At 41.9% G+C, this 18,706-nt stretch carries 16 protein-coding genes; 4 read left to right on the top strand and 12 right to left on the bottom strand.

Going from position 1 to position 18,706, the window contains the following annotated elements; translation table 11 throughout:
* Window positions 1-30: 30 nt before the first annotated feature.
* From ACEQZT_RS05165 to ACEQZT_RS05185, 5 genes are all read right to left on the bottom strand, one after another.
* Window positions 31-474 (bottom strand): hypothetical protein, encoded by a 444-nt coding sequence (locus tag ACEQZT_RS05165; RefSeq protein ID WP_370087911.1) that lies wholly within the window; start codon window positions 472-474, stop codon window positions 31-33.
* A 61-nt stretch (window positions 475-535) separates the two neighbouring features.
* Window positions 536-1,471, bottom strand: a complete 936-nt coding sequence (locus tag ACEQZT_RS05170; protein ID WP_370087913.1) for a lipid A-modifier LpxR family protein — start codon at window positions 1,469-1,471, stop codon at window positions 536-538.
* 10 nt (window positions 1,472-1,481) lie between these two features.
* Window positions 1,482-2,360, bottom strand: a complete 879-nt coding sequence (locus tag ACEQZT_RS05175; protein WP_370087915.1) for a cation diffusion facilitator family transporter — start codon at window positions 2,358-2,360, stop codon at window positions 1,482-1,484.
* 8 nt (window positions 2,361-2,368) lie between these two features.
* Window positions 2,369-3,688 (bottom strand): dihydrolipoamide acetyltransferase family protein, encoded by a 1,320-nt coding sequence (locus ACEQZT_RS05180; protein ID WP_370087917.1) that lies wholly within the window; start codon window positions 3,686-3,688, stop codon window positions 2,369-2,371.
* A 51-nt stretch (window positions 3,689-3,739) separates the two neighbouring features.
* Window positions 3,740-4,984 carry a competence/damage-inducible protein A gene (locus ACEQZT_RS05185; RefSeq protein ID WP_370087919.1) on the bottom strand — a complete coding sequence of 415 codons (1,245 nt, stop codon included), beginning with the start codon at window positions 4,982-4,984 and terminating at the stop codon, window positions 3,740-3,742.
* Between the two features lie 60 nt (window positions 4,985-5,044).
* Here ACEQZT_RS05185 and ACEQZT_RS05190 point away from each other — a divergent pair, with 60 nt between their 5' ends.
* The gene (locus ACEQZT_RS05190) at window positions 5,045-5,764 is read left to right on the top strand and encodes a DUF4197 domain-containing protein (protein WP_370087921.1); all 720 of its coding nucleotides are present in this window, start codon (window positions 5,045-5,047) and stop codon (window positions 5,762-5,764) included.
* A 25-nt stretch (window positions 5,765-5,789) separates the two neighbouring features.
* Window positions 5,790-6,350, top strand: coding sequence for an EF-hand domain-containing protein (locus ACEQZT_RS05195; RefSeq protein ID WP_370087923.1), 561 nt, complete (start codon window positions 5,790-5,792; stop codon window positions 6,348-6,350).
* Here the strand turns inward: ACEQZT_RS05195 and ACEQZT_RS05200 are convergent.
* Window positions 6,321-8,960 (bottom strand): triple tyrosine motif-containing protein, encoded by a 2,640-nt coding sequence (locus ACEQZT_RS05200; RefSeq protein ID WP_370087925.1) that lies wholly within the window; start codon window positions 8,958-8,960, stop codon window positions 6,321-6,323. The two genes, ACEQZT_RS05195 and ACEQZT_RS05200, sit on opposite strands and share 30 nt — an antisense overlap.
* Window positions 8,961-8,984: 24 nt before the next feature.
* Between ACEQZT_RS05200 and mtgA the strand changes: the two genes are divergently transcribed.
* On the top strand, window positions 8,985-9,686 hold the full coding sequence (gene mtgA / locus ACEQZT_RS05205; RefSeq protein ID WP_370087927.1) for a monofunctional biosynthetic peptidoglycan transglycosylase: 702 nt from the start codon (window positions 8,985-8,987) through the stop codon (window positions 9,684-9,686).
* Here the strand turns inward: mtgA and ACEQZT_RS05210 are convergent, their stop codons facing one another.
* The 6 genes from ACEQZT_RS05210 to ACEQZT_RS05235 form a co-directional block, all read right to left on the bottom strand.
* Complete coding sequence (locus ACEQZT_RS05210) at window positions 9,687-13,790, bottom strand: S8 family serine peptidase (protein ID WP_370087929.1); 4,104 nt, start codon at window positions 13,788-13,790, stop codon at window positions 9,687-9,689.
* The gene (locus ACEQZT_RS05215; RefSeq protein ID WP_370087931.1) at window positions 13,791-14,585 is read right to left on the bottom strand and encodes an SDR family oxidoreductase; all 795 of its coding nucleotides are present in this window, start codon (window positions 14,583-14,585) and stop codon (window positions 13,791-13,793) included.
* Complete coding sequence (locus tag ACEQZT_RS05220) at window positions 14,566-14,967, bottom strand: hypothetical protein (RefSeq protein WP_370087933.1); 402 nt, start codon at window positions 14,965-14,967, stop codon at window positions 14,566-14,568. The genes ACEQZT_RS05215 and ACEQZT_RS05220 overlap by 20 nt, the downstream gene beginning before the upstream one ends.
* A 6-nt stretch (window positions 14,968-14,973) precedes the next feature.
* Window positions 14,974-15,477: a dihydrofolate reductase gene (locus ACEQZT_RS05225; protein WP_370087935.1), complete on the bottom strand. Its 504-nt coding sequence runs from the start codon at window positions 15,475-15,477 to the stop codon at window positions 14,974-14,976.
* A 106-nt stretch (window positions 15,478-15,583) separates the two neighbouring features.
* On the bottom strand, window positions 15,584-16,510 hold the full coding sequence (gene fmt, locus ACEQZT_RS05230) for a methionyl-tRNA formyltransferase (RefSeq protein WP_370087937.1): 927 nt from the start codon (window positions 16,508-16,510) through the stop codon (window positions 15,584-15,586).
* 27 nt (window positions 16,511-16,537) lie between these two features.
* Complete coding sequence (locus tag ACEQZT_RS05235; protein ID WP_370087939.1) at window positions 16,538-17,704, bottom strand: PDZ domain-containing protein; 1,167 nt, start codon at window positions 17,702-17,704, stop codon at window positions 16,538-16,540.
* Between the two features lie 157 nt (window positions 17,705-17,861).
* Here ACEQZT_RS05235 and ACEQZT_RS05240 point away from each other — a divergent pair, with 157 nt between their 5' ends.
* The gene (locus ACEQZT_RS05240) at window positions 17,862-18,695 is read left to right on the top strand and encodes a PstS family phosphate ABC transporter substrate-binding protein (RefSeq protein WP_370087941.1); all 834 of its coding nucleotides are present in this window, start codon (window positions 17,862-17,864) and stop codon (window positions 18,693-18,695) included.
* Window positions 18,696-18,706: the final 11 nt, after the last annotated feature.

Genomic DNA, 18,706 nt, shown 5'->3' on the forward strand with positions numbered 1-18,706 from the left:
GTCCGGCTTTTCTTAATGTGATTTTTCAATTTAATCCTGTGCTACATAAGTTTCAACAACGTCGCATCCATCCAATGGAAAAGTAAACATGATCGTTAGGATATCAGCTTTGATGGAATAAACGATATCAAATTCATAGGCAGTTCCCTCTTCTTCAAAACTTACAGAGACGGTGTTTCCAGTGATGATATAAGTGGCAGTTATAATCTCTGTATTTCCATCTTCTTTTTCTACAATTGTCAAAATACCATTGTTTAAGGTGATAGTTTCACAATCGTTTTCTGTGCATGGAATGTCTGACACATTCTCATCATCTTGAGGGTTGTCACAACCGGTAGCTACACGACTAGAGTATACCCAAAGGGTACCTTCAAGAGTAATCTCAACATCATTATCATCACCTTCATCGCTGTTACATGAAATGAAGGGCGTAATGAGCAATCCAATCAGGGAGAATAGAATTAGCTTTTTCATAATAGTGGGGTTTTAAGGCTCTATTAAAGATCGCCAATTTCCAAATGGAAGTCAATAGTCATTAGAATCGCTGATTCATGCGAATGCCTACATACTTGTGTAGGCGTGCTTCTGTTGTTGATTTTGTTCGTCGGTAATAGAGAAGAGCTAAATCAAACCTGGTCCAGCTTGCCATCAGTCCGGCTCGTACATGATATATCCATGGCTCACGAGTTTCGGTATAGATGGATTCTTTCCCAATCAGATTGCCTTCTATGGTGGCATTGTAGGCAACAAACTCCACACCCGGGCTAAGGAAGAAAAAGAATTCCTGTTCTCCAGGATTAGTTTTTTCAATACCCAATGTACCATTGTATAACGTAGAATGCTGGATAGGCTTGAAGGTTCCGAATCTGATTACAAACTCCTGTCTCAAGTGAGTGAAGGTGGTACCAAGTGCAAGGTTTGACTCTGGTGTAAAATCGAGCACTTCACCACTTAGAAGTGTTTTTGCATAGGTCCCATAGGTATTTATAATTGGCGCATCGTTTATCTCATATTTCCATCCAAGAGGTAGCTGCATTCCGAAAGCCTTATGCCATTCGTATTGCAGGTCTCCCGTACGGAGGGAAGGTCCCATCCATCCGAGCTCCAATTTGACTTTTAAAAACGCTTTCGAATTGTAATAATATTGGTTTGAAGCAGCTAAAGTGATCTGGCCTGCATATGGTCGGTCCATATCAGCTGAGTCTTCCCAAAAAAGGTGTCGGGGGCTATAGATTCTATGATTTAAATCGTAAGATCGAATCACCTTTGCCATTGATGGTTTCCATTTAGAGGAGTCCATCAAATGCCGATATCGAATAGCAACTCCATTGCTGTAATATTGATCTCGCGTGAGGTTCAGCGTGTAAGCATCATTGTCATTCTCTATTTGAAATTCTCGCGTGAGGTGCTTTTTCTGGCTGTAGCCAATTAGGGTAGTCAAGAGTGATATAAAGATGAATAATAACCTCATTGCTGCAAAACTAGCATGGTTCACATTTTTCAGAAGAGGTTTCAAACTCAATAGTCGTGTGGTTGATACCAAGCTTACTCACTCGTTTCTTAGTTTCGTTTTTAATAGCCTCTAATTGTGACAATGGAAGATCATTCCCAATAACCAGGTGGATAGAAAGGATGTGGTATTCTCCATCCATCGACCAAATATGACAGTCATGTACTTCCAGTACTTCGGGGATGTCGATTATTATCTCGTGAATTTTATCAATGTTAATATCAGATGGAGTGCCCTGAAGAATAATACGGAAGCTTTCTTTTAAGTTTTTGAAAACATTAAATAGAATATAGACAGCAATAAGAACGGAGAGAGCAGGATCGATGATCGGTAAATCCCAGAAGTGCATTACAACTGCCCCCATAAGAACAGCAATCCATCCTAAAATATCTTCCAGTAGATGAGTGTAAACAGCTTTTTCATTTAGGCTGTGCCCTTTGCTTAACCTAAAAGCAGCTGCGCCATTTACAATCACTCCTCCGATCGCCAGATATATCATCCCCTCAGTATTTGGATTTACCGGATCGAATAGTCTGGGAATTGCTTCGATCACGATAAAGACTGATCCTGTTACCAGCACGATAGAATTAATCAATGCTCCAAGCACGGAGAATCGCTTGTAGCCGTAAGAATATTTTTGGTTTCTGTCCCGCTTGGCCACTTTGGCAAAATACCAAGACACGCCGAGTGAAAGGCTATCACCCAAGTCGTGAAGTGCATCTGAGAGGATGGCCACACTATTGGTCCATAAGCCTCCTATGATCTCAATAATGGCGAACCCAAAATTAAGAAAGAAGGCAACCTTGATGTTGCCTTCAGAATGGTCGTGATGGTGGTGCGAGTGCCCCACGTGATCAATTAAATGCCTCTGTTAAGATCGTAAGCCTCCAGGTAGTCAGCTACTTTTCTCACAAACATACCACCAAGAGCTCCATCCACAACTCTATGATCATAGCTATGAGATAAGAACATTTTACTTCTTATTCCAATCATATCACCCTCAGGTGTTTCGATGACCGATGGCTTTTTCTGGATAGCTCCAAGTGCCATGATCGCAACTTGAGGCTGCATAATGATTGGTGTTCCCATTACATTGCCAAAAGAGCCAACATTAGACACGGTATAGGTTCCACCTTGCAGCTCATCCGGCTTCAACTTGTTCTCACGTGCTCTCTTGGCCAGATCGTTCACTTTCTTGGTGATTCCCACCAGGCTTAGTTGATCTGCATTATGGATTACTGGTACGATCAGGTTTCCTGTTGGTAGTGCAGTAGCCATACCAATGTGAATACCTTTTTTCTTCACAATATTATTTCCATCTACCTGCACATTGATCATTGGGAAGTCTTTGATGGCTCGAACGATTGCTTCGATCAGGATAGGAGTGAAGGTGAGTTTTTCACCTTCTCTGCTCTGGAATTCATTCTTTACTTTATCTCTCCATGCCACCACTTTGGTTACGTCTGCTTCTACAAATGAGGTTACGTGAGGAGAGATATGCTTAGAGGCAACCATTCGTTCTGCGATCATCTTGCGCATGCGATCCATTTCGATGATCTCATCTCCACCATCGACAGCTACTGGCATAGGCTGATGAGATGCTGATACCATGGTTGGGGCTGTAGAAGGTGCAGGAGTTGCTACACGAGCACCAGAAGTTCTGGTTTTTACATAATCAAGAATGTCATTTTTGGTTACCCGACCTTCTTTTCCTGAACCGCTAATAGATTCTAACTCAGCAACAGAAATCCCCTCTTCCTTAGCAATGCTTCTAACCAGCGGAGAGAAGAACTTACCGGAATCAGAGGTTCTTGGTACTGCCGTGCCATTGCTAGCTGAGGCTGTGCTCATAGCAGTTTCTAAAATTTCCTCTGCCTTTTCTACTGGTGATTCCTTAGGGGCTTCAGCAGGAGATGGGGTTGATCCACCTGCTTCACCATCTACTTCAATTATAGCAATGGGTTTACCTACTTCTACCACGTCACCTTCACCGGCGAGAACTTCCTTCAGTACTCCGGCATGTGTTGCTGGTATTTCGGTATCAACCTTATCTGTAGCTACTTCAAGGATCGACTCATCTTCTTCGATGGTGTCACCTACATTTTTTAGCCATGCAAGCACCGTCCCCTCCATCACACTTTCGCCCATTTTAGGCATTACCATTTCTACAGTTGCCATATTATATTTTGTTTTTGGTTGTTTATTTTGATTTCAAAGATAATAATTTTGTTAATCCTTATCTAAGTTTATTCTAATCATGTTCAGTGCTGCTACCGCACTGTACTTTATGTTTAGCTCCCTATCTCTGATAAACTGAAATTTCTTAGCTACGTTTTTCTTTGCATCTGCGTACCCAATCCAAACTGTTCCTACAGGTTTTTCGGGTGTTCCGCCTCCAGGGCCAGCAATGCCACTTATTGAAACTCCAACATCAGATTTAAACTCCTTTCTCACATTCTTTGCCAAAGCTAAAACAACAGGTTCACTGACGGCCCCATGTTCCTGAATGATTTTCATATCAACATGCAATTGTTCGTTTTTTAGCTGATTGGAGTAGGGGACAAATGAGCCATTGAACCACTGAGAACTTCCTGGTACGGATGTAATTTTATGAGATAAATAACCGCCCGTGCAGCTTTCTGCCACGGCGAGCGTCATTCCTTTGGCTTTCAGCATTCTTCCAATTGCTTCTTCAATCTCTTCATCTTCATATCCATAGACAAATTTCTCTATCAGCGGTATTACCTTATCAATTTCTGCCTGAACAAGCTTTTGAGTGGTAGCGTTATCGCCGGAAGTTGTAAGTCTGAGTTTGACAGCTCCCATTGTTGGTAGGTAGGCTAGCTTAATGGTCTTTGGAAGTTGGCTTTCCCAGTCTTTAATAATCTCGGCCAGCTTCGATTCGCCAATGCCTATAGTTCGGATCATCCGGTGATTGATAGTGTCCCGTACAAATTTTTCTTTGAGTTTTGGTAGGATAGAATCTTTCATCATCTGTCTCATCTCAAAAGGGACACCAGGCATGGATACAAACACCGTATCATTCTGGTCAAACCACATTCCTGCAGCAGTGCCAATGGAATTTTTGATGGGAGTGCAATTGGCAGGAAGGTCCGCCTGCATGGCGTTTGACTCAGACATCTCCCAACCTGCCCGCTCAAACATCCCCTTGATATGACTTAGGATTTCTTCATTTCTTTCAAGCTGAGTACCAAAGTACTCGGTGAGGCAGGGTTTTGTTAGGTCATCACTGGTGGGGCCAAGCCCTCCGGTAATTAAAACCATATCTGCCAGCTTTTCTGATTCTGCCAGGTTATCCAGAATTTCCTCTCTGGAATCTCCAATAGTGATTTTTTTAATCACACGAATCCCTAAACTATCGAGTTCACCACTGATCCAATGTGAATTTGTGTCAAGCGTTTGGCCGTAAAGAATTTCATCACCAATGGAAATCAGTATTGCTTTTGCAGGCATTGAGGTCGATTAGATTAATGCGGAATATTCGCTAGTTTTAAAAAACTCAAAAATACCAAGATGCAGATGAAGTCGACAGCTAAAATTCTATTTATGGCAATGCTTTTTTTAGGATGTACCGCTCAGCAAATCCAATCAATTACCGATGCAATTGGTTATGAAGAAGGGCTGACAACCGAGCAGGTGGTTTCAGGACTAAAGGAAGCACTTGTGAAGGGGACGACAAGCGGTACTCAAAAGGTGAGTAAAGTTGATGGGTACCTTAAAAATCCGAACATTAAAATCCCATTTCCACCGGATATCCAAAAGGTAGAAAACACACTGAGAGATGTAGGGCTGGGAAGCCAGGTAGATCGATTTGTAACGACGCTGAATAGAGGTGCAGAGGAAGCAGCAAAAGAGGCTAAGCCAATTTTCGTAAACGCAATCAAGCAAATGACGATAAATGATGCCTGGAATATTTTGCAAGGTAGCGACAAAGAGGCAGCTACCAACTATCTCAAGAAAACGACCAGCGATGAGTTGCGAAGCATGTTTTCACCGGTCGTGAAAAGGGCATTGGATCAGACTAAAGCCACTAAGTACTATGCTGACGTGATTAATTCATACAATAAAATTCCTCTGGTGGAGGATGTGAATCCGGATTTGGAGAGCTACGCTACTGAAAAAGCTATGGAGGGGTTGTTTTATATGATTGCAGAAGAAGAAAAGAAAATTAGAGCTAACCCTGCAGCCAGAACTACCGATCTGTTAAAGAAAGTTTTTAAAGAACAGGATTAATTATTTTTGGAACAAATAATCATCTATGCTGACGGAACTTCAAATTAATAAGTTAGAGCGATTCTTCTACATTCTGGACTTTGACCGGAATGGCATCATTGAGAAGGAGGACTTTGTGGGGATAGCAGAGAATCTGTGCATTCTGTGGAGGATACGAGAGGGTGAGGAAAAGTACGATTTAATAAAATCTCGATTTGAAGACGGCTGGAATCACTTCAACCTTTTTGTGAACAATAACGACGGGAAGGCCAACTGGGATCATTGGATACATTTTGCGGAGCAGGTGATTGTGAATGGTGATGAAGCCATTTTTACTGAATATGTGGATGAATTTGTCGGAGAGATTTTTGACAATTTTGATACTGACAATGATGGCTACATCGATATTGATGAATACATTGATTTGCTCGTGGGATACCGCATCGAAGTACGATTTGCAGCCAAGTCTTTCAGAAAACTTGATCGTAATCACGATGACCTGATCAGCAGGGGTGAGCTAATCCGCGCTGTGAAGGAATTTTTTCGCAGTGATGATCCCGATGCACCAGGCAACTGGTTATTCGGAAGAGGAGTCCTTTCGGACTAATGGAATATTCTTCTTTTTAATCTGCACCTTTCCTTTTGTCATAAGCTCTCTAAGAAGTCTTTCCAGTGGGAAGATCATAAATGCAATGGAGGCATCCAGTAAAAAGTCTACCACAGGCGTACTTTTGAAATTGAAGAGTGACCCGATGGCACTTTGAAGAAATTCAATGATAAGTACCAGTGTGAGTAGAGTCAAACCACTCCTTAGCAACCTGTTTTTGGAACTATCCTGATTTAGTTTAGTGGAGAGATAAACCAGCCCTCCAAAAAAGATAATTTGGATAGCATAAAACCAGGGAGTTTGCCAATAGGGTGGCTTGACAGTAAAAGCCAACACTTCACCTTCCTCCATTCTCCCAAAAGCATCTCTTGATCGTACCAAGAGTTTGTAGTCGCCTTCAGGCAGAAAGCTATAGTCAATCGATTTACTGTTTGTCCAATCAGACCACTCACTATGCAGCCCTTCTAGCTTGTACTGAAATTCAGGATTTGAGAGTCCTAAAAAATCTGGCTTGGACAGTTGGATGTTTAGGTAGTTTTCATCGTATTCTAGGGTGAATTTTTCTTTCTGGTTGATATCTCCTTTTTCATTAGATACCCTGCGAAGGAAAAATGGATTGTTGTTTAGAATTCCGCTTTTGGTTGGGTCGTATTTTAGTAGATCATTGTCGGGGGTGAGCAGCCAAAGGTGGCCTGAGCTTTTGTCCAGTGAGATAGCTCTCAAATCCTGAAAAACGCCCATGTATTCCATTGTTTCTATAGTGCCATCCTCTTTAAGATGATACCATTTTTGTCCATTAAACACCCACACGCTGTTTTCAACCGGATCGAATAGGTGATGTAACGGTGAGCCTATTTGTCTCTCCAACTCCAAATCTTCTTTCACTTTATCATCTACAGAATCATAGTAGAAAAAACCCTGAGCATTGATAAAGTATGGTGTTTCATTGCGCTGGAGGATGTTTACATCATCCAGATGCGTGTTATTTAGTCTATACTCTTTGAGGACAGTAAAAGACGTGTCTGTCGAGATCGTTTTGTATACAGATGTGGTTCCTGCCATCCACATATTTCCATCTTTGTCCTGACGCATGCTCACGATCAGGTCTTCAAATTGCTCACTAATTTCTTCCACCCATATATCACCAATAAGCTTGTAAACCTTGATTTCGAAATCGGCAGTGCTAAGTATAAGCTGATCAAGATCGTTGACCATGTAAGATCTTACACGCTCCGGTATGATCATCTCAGCCTTGTAGTCTCTGATTTCATAAATACCAATAGTGCCGACGGCCAGAATCTCGTCCCGATATGGAAAGGCGGAAAAGAATTTTCCATTTGCACCTTCTACCTGCTCAAACTTGTAGTTGATTTCTATTGGCACCTTCTTGGTTCTGCGGACATATTTGGCACTATTTTCCTGTCCCTGTACTTTCTCTACATTCTTTTCATCTTTAAAAATGCTGGTAATGGCCTTAAAAAATCCACGTTTCTTTTTATCCGGTTCTTCTTGCTCTTCTATCTGTTGAGGCTTTGAACCAGCTATTCTTTGGTAATAAACCTTGTTCTCAAAAATGGTATCCTCAGTAAAATAAAAAAGCCCCAAACTTGTTGTGATCCAAAGATCGTCATTGTAGGTATGTACACTGGTGAGATTTCCGTGAAGTCCCGGGAAATGGGAGTAGCTATACGCTGGAAAAAGCGGTGTTACGTTGGTGATTCCGAACTGATGGGCAACCCAGATTCCATTGGAATTGTCTGCATGAATGGTATAAACTTCATTGTCGGGGAGACCCGCATTAAAATTTGTTACCTCAATGTAATTCGGGTCGTTGATATTGAGAAGTGCCAAGCCTCGTTCAATTGTAGAGCAAACAAAAAGTGAGTCATTCAGCCACTGTATTTCACTCAAAGTAAACCCAATGTTGTAGAGTTGCTTATTCTGAGGTAGTGGCTGATAATCAAAGTCTTTGTACAAGTAGATACTATCGTTCTCGGCCAGGATTAAATCCGGTTGGTCCTTTCTGCTATCCGTATATTTTACTTTTTTGATTGGGTTGATGATCGTCAGTGAATCGTTGATCAAGTACGTTTTGTCATCGAGTGTATTGACAAACATTTCGGCATCCAGCTCATAGATGTTGGAGTAGTCACCTTTGTGCTGTTTGATTTCACCAGATTTAATATCATAAACGATAAGGTGATGGGTACTTAAAAAGTAAATCTTGTTTCTCAAATGATGAGTTTGAAAGAAAAGGTCGTGAAGCGTATCAAGCTCCACCAGTGGTCGGTAGCCTATGCTTCGCTTTTGGAAGTCAATCAATCCTACACCTCCAATGCAGCCTACATACACTGTATTGGCGGAATCTATTGCTAGTGAAAGTGCTGCTGCCGGTGTTTTGTAGAAGTCCCACGCCTCACCATCATACTTGAGAATACCAGATCGATTGGCAATACAGATTCTTCCATAGCTATCGTGTGAGATTGCAAAGTTAGAATTGTCTAAATTAGAATTCCTTGGATAGTGATGTGTGAGTAGGAAGTCGCCTTTTTGAGCTGAGATATTTAAGGCACTTCCAAGTAAGACGATGATCCAAGTTAGTCTGCACATGACACGAATTTAAGGTAAGAAAATTTGAAAAAAATCATATTCCACATAATCAGACCTATAGCTGGATTTATCCTTCTATTCAATATCCTAACCTTGCTTTGGGTGGTGATTTATGCCTTTATTCCTATACCACTAACGAAGCTAATGGTGATAGAAGGCCAATCGAAGAAGATTGCCTACGAGTGGAGAGACTTGGAGGATATTTCAGAGCGTTTACAACTTGCTGTCATGTGTGCGGAGGATCAATATTTTTTACTTCATGCAGGGCTGGACTTTCGGTCAATTAAAAAAGCTGAGGAGGTAAACAAACGTGGGGGTAATATGAGAGGAGCCAGTACCATTACTCAGCAAGTGGCCAAGAATGTCTTTTTGTGGCCCGATCGAACGTGGGTGAGAAAGGCTGCTGAGCTCTATTTTTCGTTGCTGATTGAAATGGTCTGGAGCAAGCAGCGCATCATGGAGGTATACCTCAATGTAGCAGAGTTTGGCGATGGAATCTTTGGAGCAGAGGCTGCCTCACAAGCTTATTTCAAACGCCCGGCAAAAGGACTAAGCGTGACCCAGGCAGCCAGACTCGCCGCGATTCTCCCTAGTCCGAAAAGATATTCTGCGGTAAGCCCAAGTCCGTATGTTCAGAGACGAGTTGAGTGGATCGAAAAGCAAATGTGGTATTGGGGATATAAGATGACCTATGAAAAGGAATTCGTTAAGGATATGATCAAGTAATTACTCAATAAGTACTTGTTGTTGGAAGCTCGCATCACCTTTGAAAATTTTAATCACGTATGTCCCTTTTTGCAGAGAGGATAGGTCCAGGTATTTTGAAGGCGATGCTATACTCCAGATTTCTTTTCCATCCAGGCTAAAAACTTTCAGCTCATCTATTTCACCTTCCGATACGATCTCGACCTTACCATTTGTTGGGTTAGGAAAGATGAAGAAGTTATTTTCTTCTTTGGCAGAAAGTGGATCAGAGAAATTTAGTATAAGCGTATCACTTGATTTACAGCCAGAGAGCGTGATGATTTCAGCTACGATTTCGTAAGCCTGATTATCTAGAAAAAAAGTAGGATTTTGAAGTGTTTCTAGCAACTCATCATTGACATACCATTGGTAGGAAGCCACATCATCATCACTCACACCAAAAAGCTGAACCTTGTTTTTTGCTCCTACTTTGGACGTAATATGGCTTATCTCTATTTCTGGAGTCTCTACTGTAATGTTTACCTCAATTGGCATTCCAGGCAGCCCATCTTCCAGACTTACCACATATACTTTTGAATAATCTGCTGTCTTTAGACTCTTTCCCTTCTTAATTAGTGTGGTAAGATCAGGATCCTCGTAGAAGCCAAAAAAGTCTCCGCTTTGTGGGAGGATTTCTACTTCACCGCCAGAGCAAGAAACGATATCCGTATGAGATGCAAAAGGAGAGGAGCTTACGAAAAAGGTTTTCGTAATCCTTCTGATGCAGTTATTGTTGCTAGTAATTTCTAGCTCAGCATTGATCAATCCATTGGTAGCAGGAATGGTTAATGAGGCTGAGGTCCCAGCGGAAACCCCATCAATAAACCACTCCAATGTAGAGCCTTCGGCAAGGTCATTAGCTGAAAAAGTGAGGTTGTGATCTGCACTCAAGGTATCAGGCGCTACCAGCACTTTTCCACTTACTTCCATCACATCTATATGGTAGGCAACCTTTTTACTTTCAAAAGATCCATATACACCACTTACATAGATGATTGTGTCTCTCTGGATTGACTCAATCAAAAGATCCTGTCCACCAAGTGAGGGCTCGGATTGGTTCCGAAATGCATAAAGGTAAATTTTCTCGGCACTCGGCTCTGAGATAGTAACATCATCTCCGGGGCAAATACTAGCACCAGGAAAGGATGGGGCTGTGGGGCGGTTTGCAACAACCAGATCTTTTTCAAAAGTATCCATACATCCTTGTTCGTTTTCTATCATTAGAGAGATTGTGTAGGTGCCAGGAGTAGAGAAAGAAAGGGACGGGTGCTGAATAGATGCTAAAGTGCCCTGATCAAAATCCCAGTTCCACGAAATGGCATTAAGGCTTTTGTCTGTGAACTGGACTACATTGGTGGTAGGGTGATCCAGATAAAGTGTGTCGGTGGACATTTCAAAGTTGGCTATTTCATTGAGAAGATTTAATCGAACCTCAAAAATGTCAGAAGGATAGTTTTGATCTACATTTTTCACGTAAAAGGTCGTGTCTTGTGATGTACTCACATTAATCGATTCAGCCACACCACCGATTTGTGTTTGACCCAATGGGTCTTCATAGAATTCATATTGAGTTCCTGCGGAGGGATTGATTTCCACAGAAAATCCATCGCAGGTATAGAATGTTTCCAAAACCCGTGGCTTTTGCAGGAAATCATCTAAGCGACTGCTTGCATCTTGAAAAGCCAACTCAAGGTTGGACTGAGAGTTCGCGACAGCATATATCACATTCACGTACTCTTCAGAGTATGCATTTAGCTGCGTGATGGTTACACCATTGATGGTCGCTACATCATTTCCTGCACCCACACCACCTGCCGTCAATTTATCCTGATTTACAAGGTAGTCATACTTGGTTGCGTCATTGAAAAGGTCATTAACATCCTGAGAATTTCCATTGTGCGCTCCCATGTCGATTGCGCTAAACTCAGGATTATCCCCACCTAATACCTGAACTCCTGCAAACAAATCGCTGGTTGAATTCCGAGCAAAAATGTAATGGTTGGTTCCGTTATACTCAGCATAGTTGGTTGTTTCATCGTCCAAGTCCCAGTCCGCAAAAATTCCAACAGAAAGATTGTTGATGGCTGATGCTGATGTATTGACAAGTCGATATCGGATAATCAAAAAATCTTCATCTACCCATGTAATGTTTGATTGCTCGACAAGGACTGCTCGATTGAGGTCATTGAACTCTGAATATCCAAAATGATCAGCTCCAGGATGATGGTAAAGCTTATAGTTCTTTTGGACATTGAAATCCTGATTTCTTGACTGATTGGAGTAGCTCGTAATGATATTATCTGAAACGCTTGAGCCATTGGTAGCCAACATAAGACCTGTATAGGTCATTAAGGTGTCCAGATTGTACCTGAAGCCAGAACCTTCAAAGTTTGGTCCATACTCGTTAAACCCCAGATCTCCATCACCACTAATGGTCATGCTAAGCACATCATTTCCAAAATCAGCATAATCTGGAGAGGTGGTCACATCCAGATATTGGAAGTCATTGTAGCTACTCCCGCTATAATCAAACCGAATACCAATGGTGGTTTCAGGAGCGATATCTTTGTTTAAAATCACTTCAAACGAAATGTTTTTGGTATCCAATGTATTCAGATATCCGGGCTGAAACGAACCCTGCGATATAATGAAATCATTGTTGGGGGAGGAGATGGTAACAGTAGGGTTATTAATAGCCGAGAGGTAATTGGTTAACAAGGCGGATACCTTTACCGTATCTCCAAAAAATACAGTTTCGCCAAAGCTGGAAGTGAGTGTGGGACTTTCGGCTCTTAGTGATTTCACGTTTGTCTCACTCACCGCTCGCAGTACGTTCAACCTGCCTTTCCCAAGCTTACCCTCATAGTCTGAATTATTACCCACATCATAAATGTCATCGGTGGTGGATCTTACCCGCTCCATAATTTGCAACGCAGATAAGCCGGGGAACACATCTTTCACAAGTGCGGCCGCAGCAGCTACTTGTGGGGCTGCATAGGAGGTGCCAGGACCACCGTTGGTATAGCCGTCATTTTTAATGGTGGAGTACATAGAAACTCCGGGTGCAATAAGGTCTACTGAATAATTAAAAGTCGATCCGCTGGACTTATTGTCACTTCCATCTGAAGCTCCTACTGATAGAACATTTTCATAGCTGGCTGGGTAAAATTTGTTTTGTTCGGTTGACTTACCTCCTTCATTCCCCGCTGCTGCCACTACTACCACGTTTTTTTCCAGTACCGCATAGTTTATGATATCCTGTTCCGATTGGAGGGGGATTCCCATTCTTCCCCATGACAGATTGATCACATCAAACCCCATGTCAGCCGCATACTCAATTGCTCCGTATAGGCTGGTGCTGGAACCATAGTTATCGGAGGTTCGAAATCCTTTTAAGGCAGCAACCTTGGTATTGTAGCCAACACCGGCTATTCCCTTCCCATTGTTGGTAGAAGCGCCTGCTATGCCGCCCACAATCATGCCGTGATTACCATTTTCCACATTTGGATCATTGTCATTATCGGCAAAGTCATAGCCAAGGTAATCATCTACATATCCATTTCCATCATTGTCCTCACCGTCAATAGGGTCTGCTGTATTTACCCATAAATTGTTGACGATATCCTCATGATCCGTATCAATCCCAGTATCTATAATCCCGATAGTAATGTCATCGTCACCTGTTGTGATATTCCAGGCATCATATGCACGGATGACATCCAGGTAGTATTGATTACTCGTTAACGGATCATTGGTGGTGGCGAGTGGAAAGTACTCCACAATTGGGTCTGCATAAAAAATAGCCGATGATTTACGGAGTTGATTGCAGTACTGGATGGGGTCAACTCCTTCGGGAACCTGCACCTTGATCAGGTTAGAGATTGAAGTTTGACGAATATTATTTGCGGTTGATTTTGATAAGTTTTGAATTTGAGAGTCCTCTCTTCCCGGCTTCAATTTCACATAAACCCATTGCTGGCTGACAGTTTGGCCTGAAAAATCACTCGTCTTGAGCATTTTAGGCTGCTGCCCAAATGAAAACTGCATCGCTGTAGAAAAAAGCAATATGATGACCAATTTTTTCACTTACTTCACTCTCAGTTTCCTTATAGCTTTAGCTGCCGCTTTTGGCCAAAACCGCTTTAGGTAGATGCCCATTTTTTCTTTCATTCCACCAATGTAAGTCTCCTGTTTATCTGCTTCGATTGCTTTAATTATCAATCTGGCACACTTCTCAGGCGACATCCCCTTTTCTTGCCCTGGATCCATTTTGTTTTGCTGGCTACCATCTCCAACTAAGGCATTGTAGGAGATGTTTGTTTTAATATACCCAGGCAGCACAATGGTAACCTTTATTCCGTCTTTGTGGTGTTCTGCTCTTAGTGCATCATAGAAACCATGAAGGGCATGTTTGGAGGCTCCATAGCTAGATCGGTATGGAGTATTAATAATGCCCACGGTTGAGGTTATGATCACATGATGACCCTTTTTTCTTTCCACCATTTTAGGAAGGAGGGTTTTCGAGAGGGTAATAGATCCGAAATAATTGACCTCCATGAGTTTTCGATCTACCTCAAGGCTTGTGTTAATGATGGTGTCGCGCTGACTAATGCCTCCATTGTTGATGAGAATGTCTACATCTCCAAAAATGGTTCCTGCTTCTTTCGCACGTTGAATCAATGAGAAGCTATCTTCCAGGTCAAGGGTCAGCGTTTCTACTGTTTCTGACTTACAGGCTTCTTTTACCCGATCAAGCTCTTCTTTCCTTCTGGCTGATAAAATAAGCTTAGCTCCTTTTTCGGCTAGTTGATAGGCCAGCTGCTCTCCAATGCCTGAACTGGCGCCTGTAAGCCAAACAACACTATCCTTTATTTTGGTCATTCTTATGCTTATTGTTCTCCATATATACGTAAATGCTGTATACACCGACTGCCGTACCAAACGGAAAACTAAAAATAGAGACACACCCGGCAATCAGCGCCATAACCACTCCCCAGCTCTTTTTTTGCAGAAGGCCGATACCTCCAATGATGGAAGGTAATGCTGAGAAAATGAGTAGTAAAATGAAAACCGTTCTGATAATAGAGCCGACTATAAAAAGTACTTCGTCGGCATCATTACCCACATCCTTGGCAATTTCCTCTGATATAAACGGGAAAAGAATTGAAACTAAACTTCCTATAAAAATGAATGCAATGGCAATGAGTGATCCATACACGATGTGAATGATCCCAAGTGTTCTTTTGTGAGCCTGAATATCCATGATGATTTAATGTTTTCTTGAATATACAACGAAATCGAATGAATACTTGTGTCTATCGTCGGTTGGGTGGTGGATACGGGATTCTTCTTGCCAGATGGATTTGTCAAACTCCGGGAAGGTGACCTGACCATCAAATGATTGATTGATTTCTGTGAGGTAAATTTTATCTGCGAGGTTCAATCCCATTCGGTAGATTTCTCCACCACCAATAATGAAGGCTTCTTCCTCATTGTTTTGACGTGCAATGTCTAGTGCCTGATCCAGTGATTGTACTACCTGCCCACCTTCAGCATCATAGTCTGATTGGCGTGTAATGATCACATTGGGTCTGCCCGGGAGTGGCTGAAAAGACGGGGGGAGCGATTCCCAGTTTTTTCTTCCCATCAGTACGTGATGTCCTTTGGTTGTGTCCTTAAAATATTTGAAGTCATCAGGCAGATGCCAGGGGATGTCATTGTCTTTGCCGATCACCCTGTTGCTACCCATTGCCGCTATCATTGATATGATCATAAATCCTACGCTTCGTATTGTTATGGATTAAAATTAACCACGACTATGCTCATGGTCTTAAGTTGGTTAATAATAATCGGGTCATTGAAGTTGTTTTGTGGAGGGATTAGTTGATAAACTGATAGCCTCGCAAAAAGTCCTGCACTTTCATTCTTTTCTTGCCTTCGAGCTGAAGGTCTGTAATGTCAAGCGTACCATCCTTGGTATTCACCCGTATAAAATTCTTCCCATCAGAATAGAACTCACCTATAGGCTTGTTTGTACCCTCTGATGATTTCCGCACATCAAAAATCTTTACGGTTTTGTCGTGAAGCACACTCCATGCTGCAGGATAGGGAGATAGTCCTCTGATAAAATTTCGTATGTTTTCAGAGGGTTGCTGCCAGTCTATCTTGCAGTCATCCCTAAAAATCTTTGGCGCAGATTTTAATTCCGGATCGTTGGATTGAGGGATTTGTGGGTAGTCACCATCTTCGATAGCTCGCACGGTCTTCAAAACCAAATCAGCCCCTTTATTCATCAAGCGATCGTAAAGCGAACCAACATTGTCATTCATGTGGATAGGTTCTGATTCCTGATAAATTATTTCACCAGTATCAATTTCATGCTTCAAAAAGAAGGTGGTAACCCCAGTTTGAGTCTCGCCATTCATGATAGCCCAATTGATGGGTGCAGCACCCCGATACTGAGGGAGAAGAGAAGCATGTAGATTGAATGTGCCCAACTCCGGCATATCCCACACTGCAACCGGGAGCATCCTAAATGCTACAACGATTTGCAGATTGGCATTGTAGCTTTTAAGCTCTTCGAGGAATTCCGGTGATTTTAAATTGGTAGGTTGAAGCACCGGAAGGTTTGCTTCCAGTGCATATTCTTTAACTGCCGAAATCGCCAGCTTCTTACCTCGGCCTTTAGGCTTATCCGGAGCGGTGATTACAGCAACCACATTCACACCATTTTCAACCAGCCTTTTCAGACTTGCAGCTGCAAAATCAGGTGTACCAAGAAAAATAATTCGAAGTTCTTTGCTCATAGGCGTGCAAAGAAACCAAACAATGAATTAATCAATAAGTGATCTCAGCTTAAGAGACATGGATTTTTCTTTTCCGCCTTGATTAATAACTAGATCAACGGTCTCACCTTCCATTTTCAACATCTTTTTCACTTCAGCAAGATTTACTTCAGCCATTGATTTTCCGTTGATTTTAACCAACTCATCATTAAGCTTGATGCCTGCTTCAGAAGCAGGGCTGTCTTCGAATACCTGGTGGATCAATACACGCTTTTTATCAGCTGCCAATTGTACATCAATACCACTGCAGTTCACCTTGAAGTTTGCGTCGTAGGTATGATCCTTCTCCAGATAGAGCATCTTGCTACCATAGTCAATGGTGAAATTGTACATGCGAATGATCTGGCTTCCGATAATCCCCGAAACAGATTTGCTGGCCTGAATACCTTCAGTGGCCGTACTAATTCCTATCGGAAGGTCTTCTATCAGTTGATTGCCGAACTTCAAGGAGATCACATGACCCTCATAGTGTAGTGTTTCTTTAGCAGAAAGACCCTTCACATAGTATGAAAAGTGCTTTCCGGTTTTGTTAATCACATCCCATTGCTTGGCGTATGGAGAATTGAAATCCAGGGTCGTACCTGCCCCAGTGATGAAATAGAAAGTTCCGTAATGAGGTTCATTGTTGTTTAGGACAATATCTCCTTTAATCACAGGAATGGAGGTATCCAGCGTAAACGGAATGGCATCACCCTTTTTAGGAGCCTTCCCCAGGTCATAAATATTTATAGTCTTCGTGTCAAAGTTCACATAGATGGAGTGGTGTCTCAAAAGATCGTATCCCACAATCCCATCGATATCCATTCCAAGGCTTATTTCCAGGTGATCAAAGTCAGTAGAGTAAACCTTAATATTTTTTTCCATCAGGAAATGATTGATGGCAATGGTATTGTGCTTGATAAGCTGCCAGTTTGAAGAAGCTTCATTCATCTCAATCGATTTTCCGGATAAGTTCAGTCGTTTAGCTACATCTTCATCGAGCACAGTGTAGCCAGATCCAGTATCGAAAATGAAGTCCAATGGTTCAGAATCGTCCACACTTACTTTGATGATGATGTGATCTCCAAACAACTCAAAAGGGATGCTGGTGATGGGAGCCTGTGCAAGTGAACTGAAAGCAAAAATCAGTGATAGTAAGTAGGTTAGTTTCTTCATGGTAAAATATTATTTGGAATGACAGGATGAAGTTAAGGAGTTTCAACGATTAGATCACAATTTGAAACCAAATAATGATTCCTTAACAGATCGATAATGTCTGGTTGAACACGCTGATTTTTTCCTTTCCTACTTTCGTTTTTTTAATCAATCAACTATGAGATACATCATTTCCCTATTTGTTTTAGGCTGCCTCTATAGCTGCGGAACAGTTATGAAGAAAAAAAATTATGAGCCACTTATTCTCAAAGGAAGCGAATCCATGCATGAGGCATTTTCCAGTCTTGTTGGGGATTTTAAAAAGCTCCAAGACACTCTGGATGTAAGGATTGAGGGAGGTGGTAGCCGAACCGGGTTGATGGCCATAAAAGATCAAACTGCAGATATTGGGTTGTCTTCCTTTCCATTTAATCTGGATTCTATACTTGGAAATGATCATGGAATAAACCAGAGAATTGTAGCGTATGATGGAATCGTTTTGATTAACCACATTGACAACCCAATAGGTCAACTATCTGATAGCCAGATAACCAACATATACTCCGGGCTGGTTACGGACTGGAGTGAAATTGGAGGTGAGCCAGGTGCTATTCTGCCTGTGGTGAGGGACTCGAATTCCGGTACCCAGCGTTTTTTTACTGAACACTTTAAAATTTTCGAGGTGGCACCAACCGCCGTGGTAGCCCGAGAGAATCATGAAATTGTGGATTCTGTAATTAGCAATAAGAATAGCATCGGGTTTATAGGATATGCTTACTATACAGCTATGGTAAAAAACATTGCATTACCAGCTGCAACTGACCGATCTGATACAATACGTTTTGTAGAGCCAGAGCCTCGATATATCAATAATGGTGATTATCCGCTGAAACGTTCATTGCGGATATATTTCAATGAAAAATATGATGCGAGAGTGATGGCCTTTCTTCAATATCTTGACACTGATAGAGCGAAGGAGATCATTGAAAGTCACGGACTGATCATCAACTAATCGAACAATTT

It is taken from the genome of Ekhidna sp. (genome assembly GCF_964218185.1).
Taxonomy (GTDB): Bacteria; Bacteroidota; Bacteroidia; order Cytophagales; family Cyclobacteriaceae; genus Ekhidna.

What these genes read in the sequence shown, in the direction of transcription:
- ACEQZT_RS05165 (WP_370087911.1), bottom strand. Translation starts at nt 474, where the DNA reads ATGAAAAAGCTAATTCTATTCTCCCTGATTGGATTGCTCATTACGCCC.
- ACEQZT_RS05170 (WP_370087913.1), bottom strand. Translation starts at nt 1,471, where the DNA reads ATGAGGTTATTATTCATCTTTATATCACTCTTGACTACCCTAATTGGC.
- ACEQZT_RS05180 (WP_370087917.1), bottom strand. Translation starts at nt 3,688, where the DNA reads ATGGCAACTGTAGAAATGGTAATGCCTAAAATGGGCGAAAGTGTGATG.
- ACEQZT_RS05185 (WP_370087919.1), bottom strand. Translation starts at nt 4,984, where the DNA reads ATGCCTGCAAAAGCAATACTGATTTCCATTGGTGATGAAATTCTTTAC.
- ACEQZT_RS05190 (WP_370087921.1), top strand. Translation starts at nt 5,045, where the DNA reads ATGCAGATGAAGTCGACAGCTAAAATTCTATTTATGGCAATGCTTTTT.
- ACEQZT_RS05195 (WP_370087923.1), top strand. Translation starts at nt 5,790, where the DNA reads ATGCTGACGGAACTTCAAATTAATAAGTTAGAGCGATTCTTCTACATT.
- ACEQZT_RS05200 (WP_370087925.1), bottom strand. Translation starts at nt 8,960, where the DNA reads ATGTGCAGACTAACTTGGATCATCGTCTTACTTGGAAGTGCCTTAAAT.
- ACEQZT_RS05215 (WP_370087931.1), bottom strand. Translation starts at nt 14,585, where the DNA reads ATGACCAAAATAAAGGATAGTGTTGTTTGGCTTACAGGCGCCAGTTCA.
- ACEQZT_RS05220 (WP_370087933.1), bottom strand. Translation starts at nt 14,967, where the DNA reads ATGGATATTCAGGCTCACAAAAGAACACTTGGGATCATTCACATCGTG.
- ACEQZT_RS05225 (WP_370087935.1), bottom strand. Translation starts at nt 15,477, where the DNA reads ATGATCATATCAATGATAGCGGCAATGGGTAGCAACAGGGTGATCGGC.
- fmt (WP_370087937.1), bottom strand. Translation starts at nt 16,510, where the DNA reads ATGAGCAAAGAACTTCGAATTATTTTTCTTGGTACACCTGATTTTGCA.
- ACEQZT_RS05235 (WP_370087939.1), bottom strand. Translation starts at nt 17,704, where the DNA reads ATGAAGAAACTAACCTACTTACTATCACTGATTTTTGCTTTCAGTTCA.
- ACEQZT_RS05240 (WP_370087941.1), top strand. Translation starts at nt 17,862, where the DNA reads ATGAGATACATCATTTCCCTATTTGTTTTAGGCTGCCTCTATAGCTGC.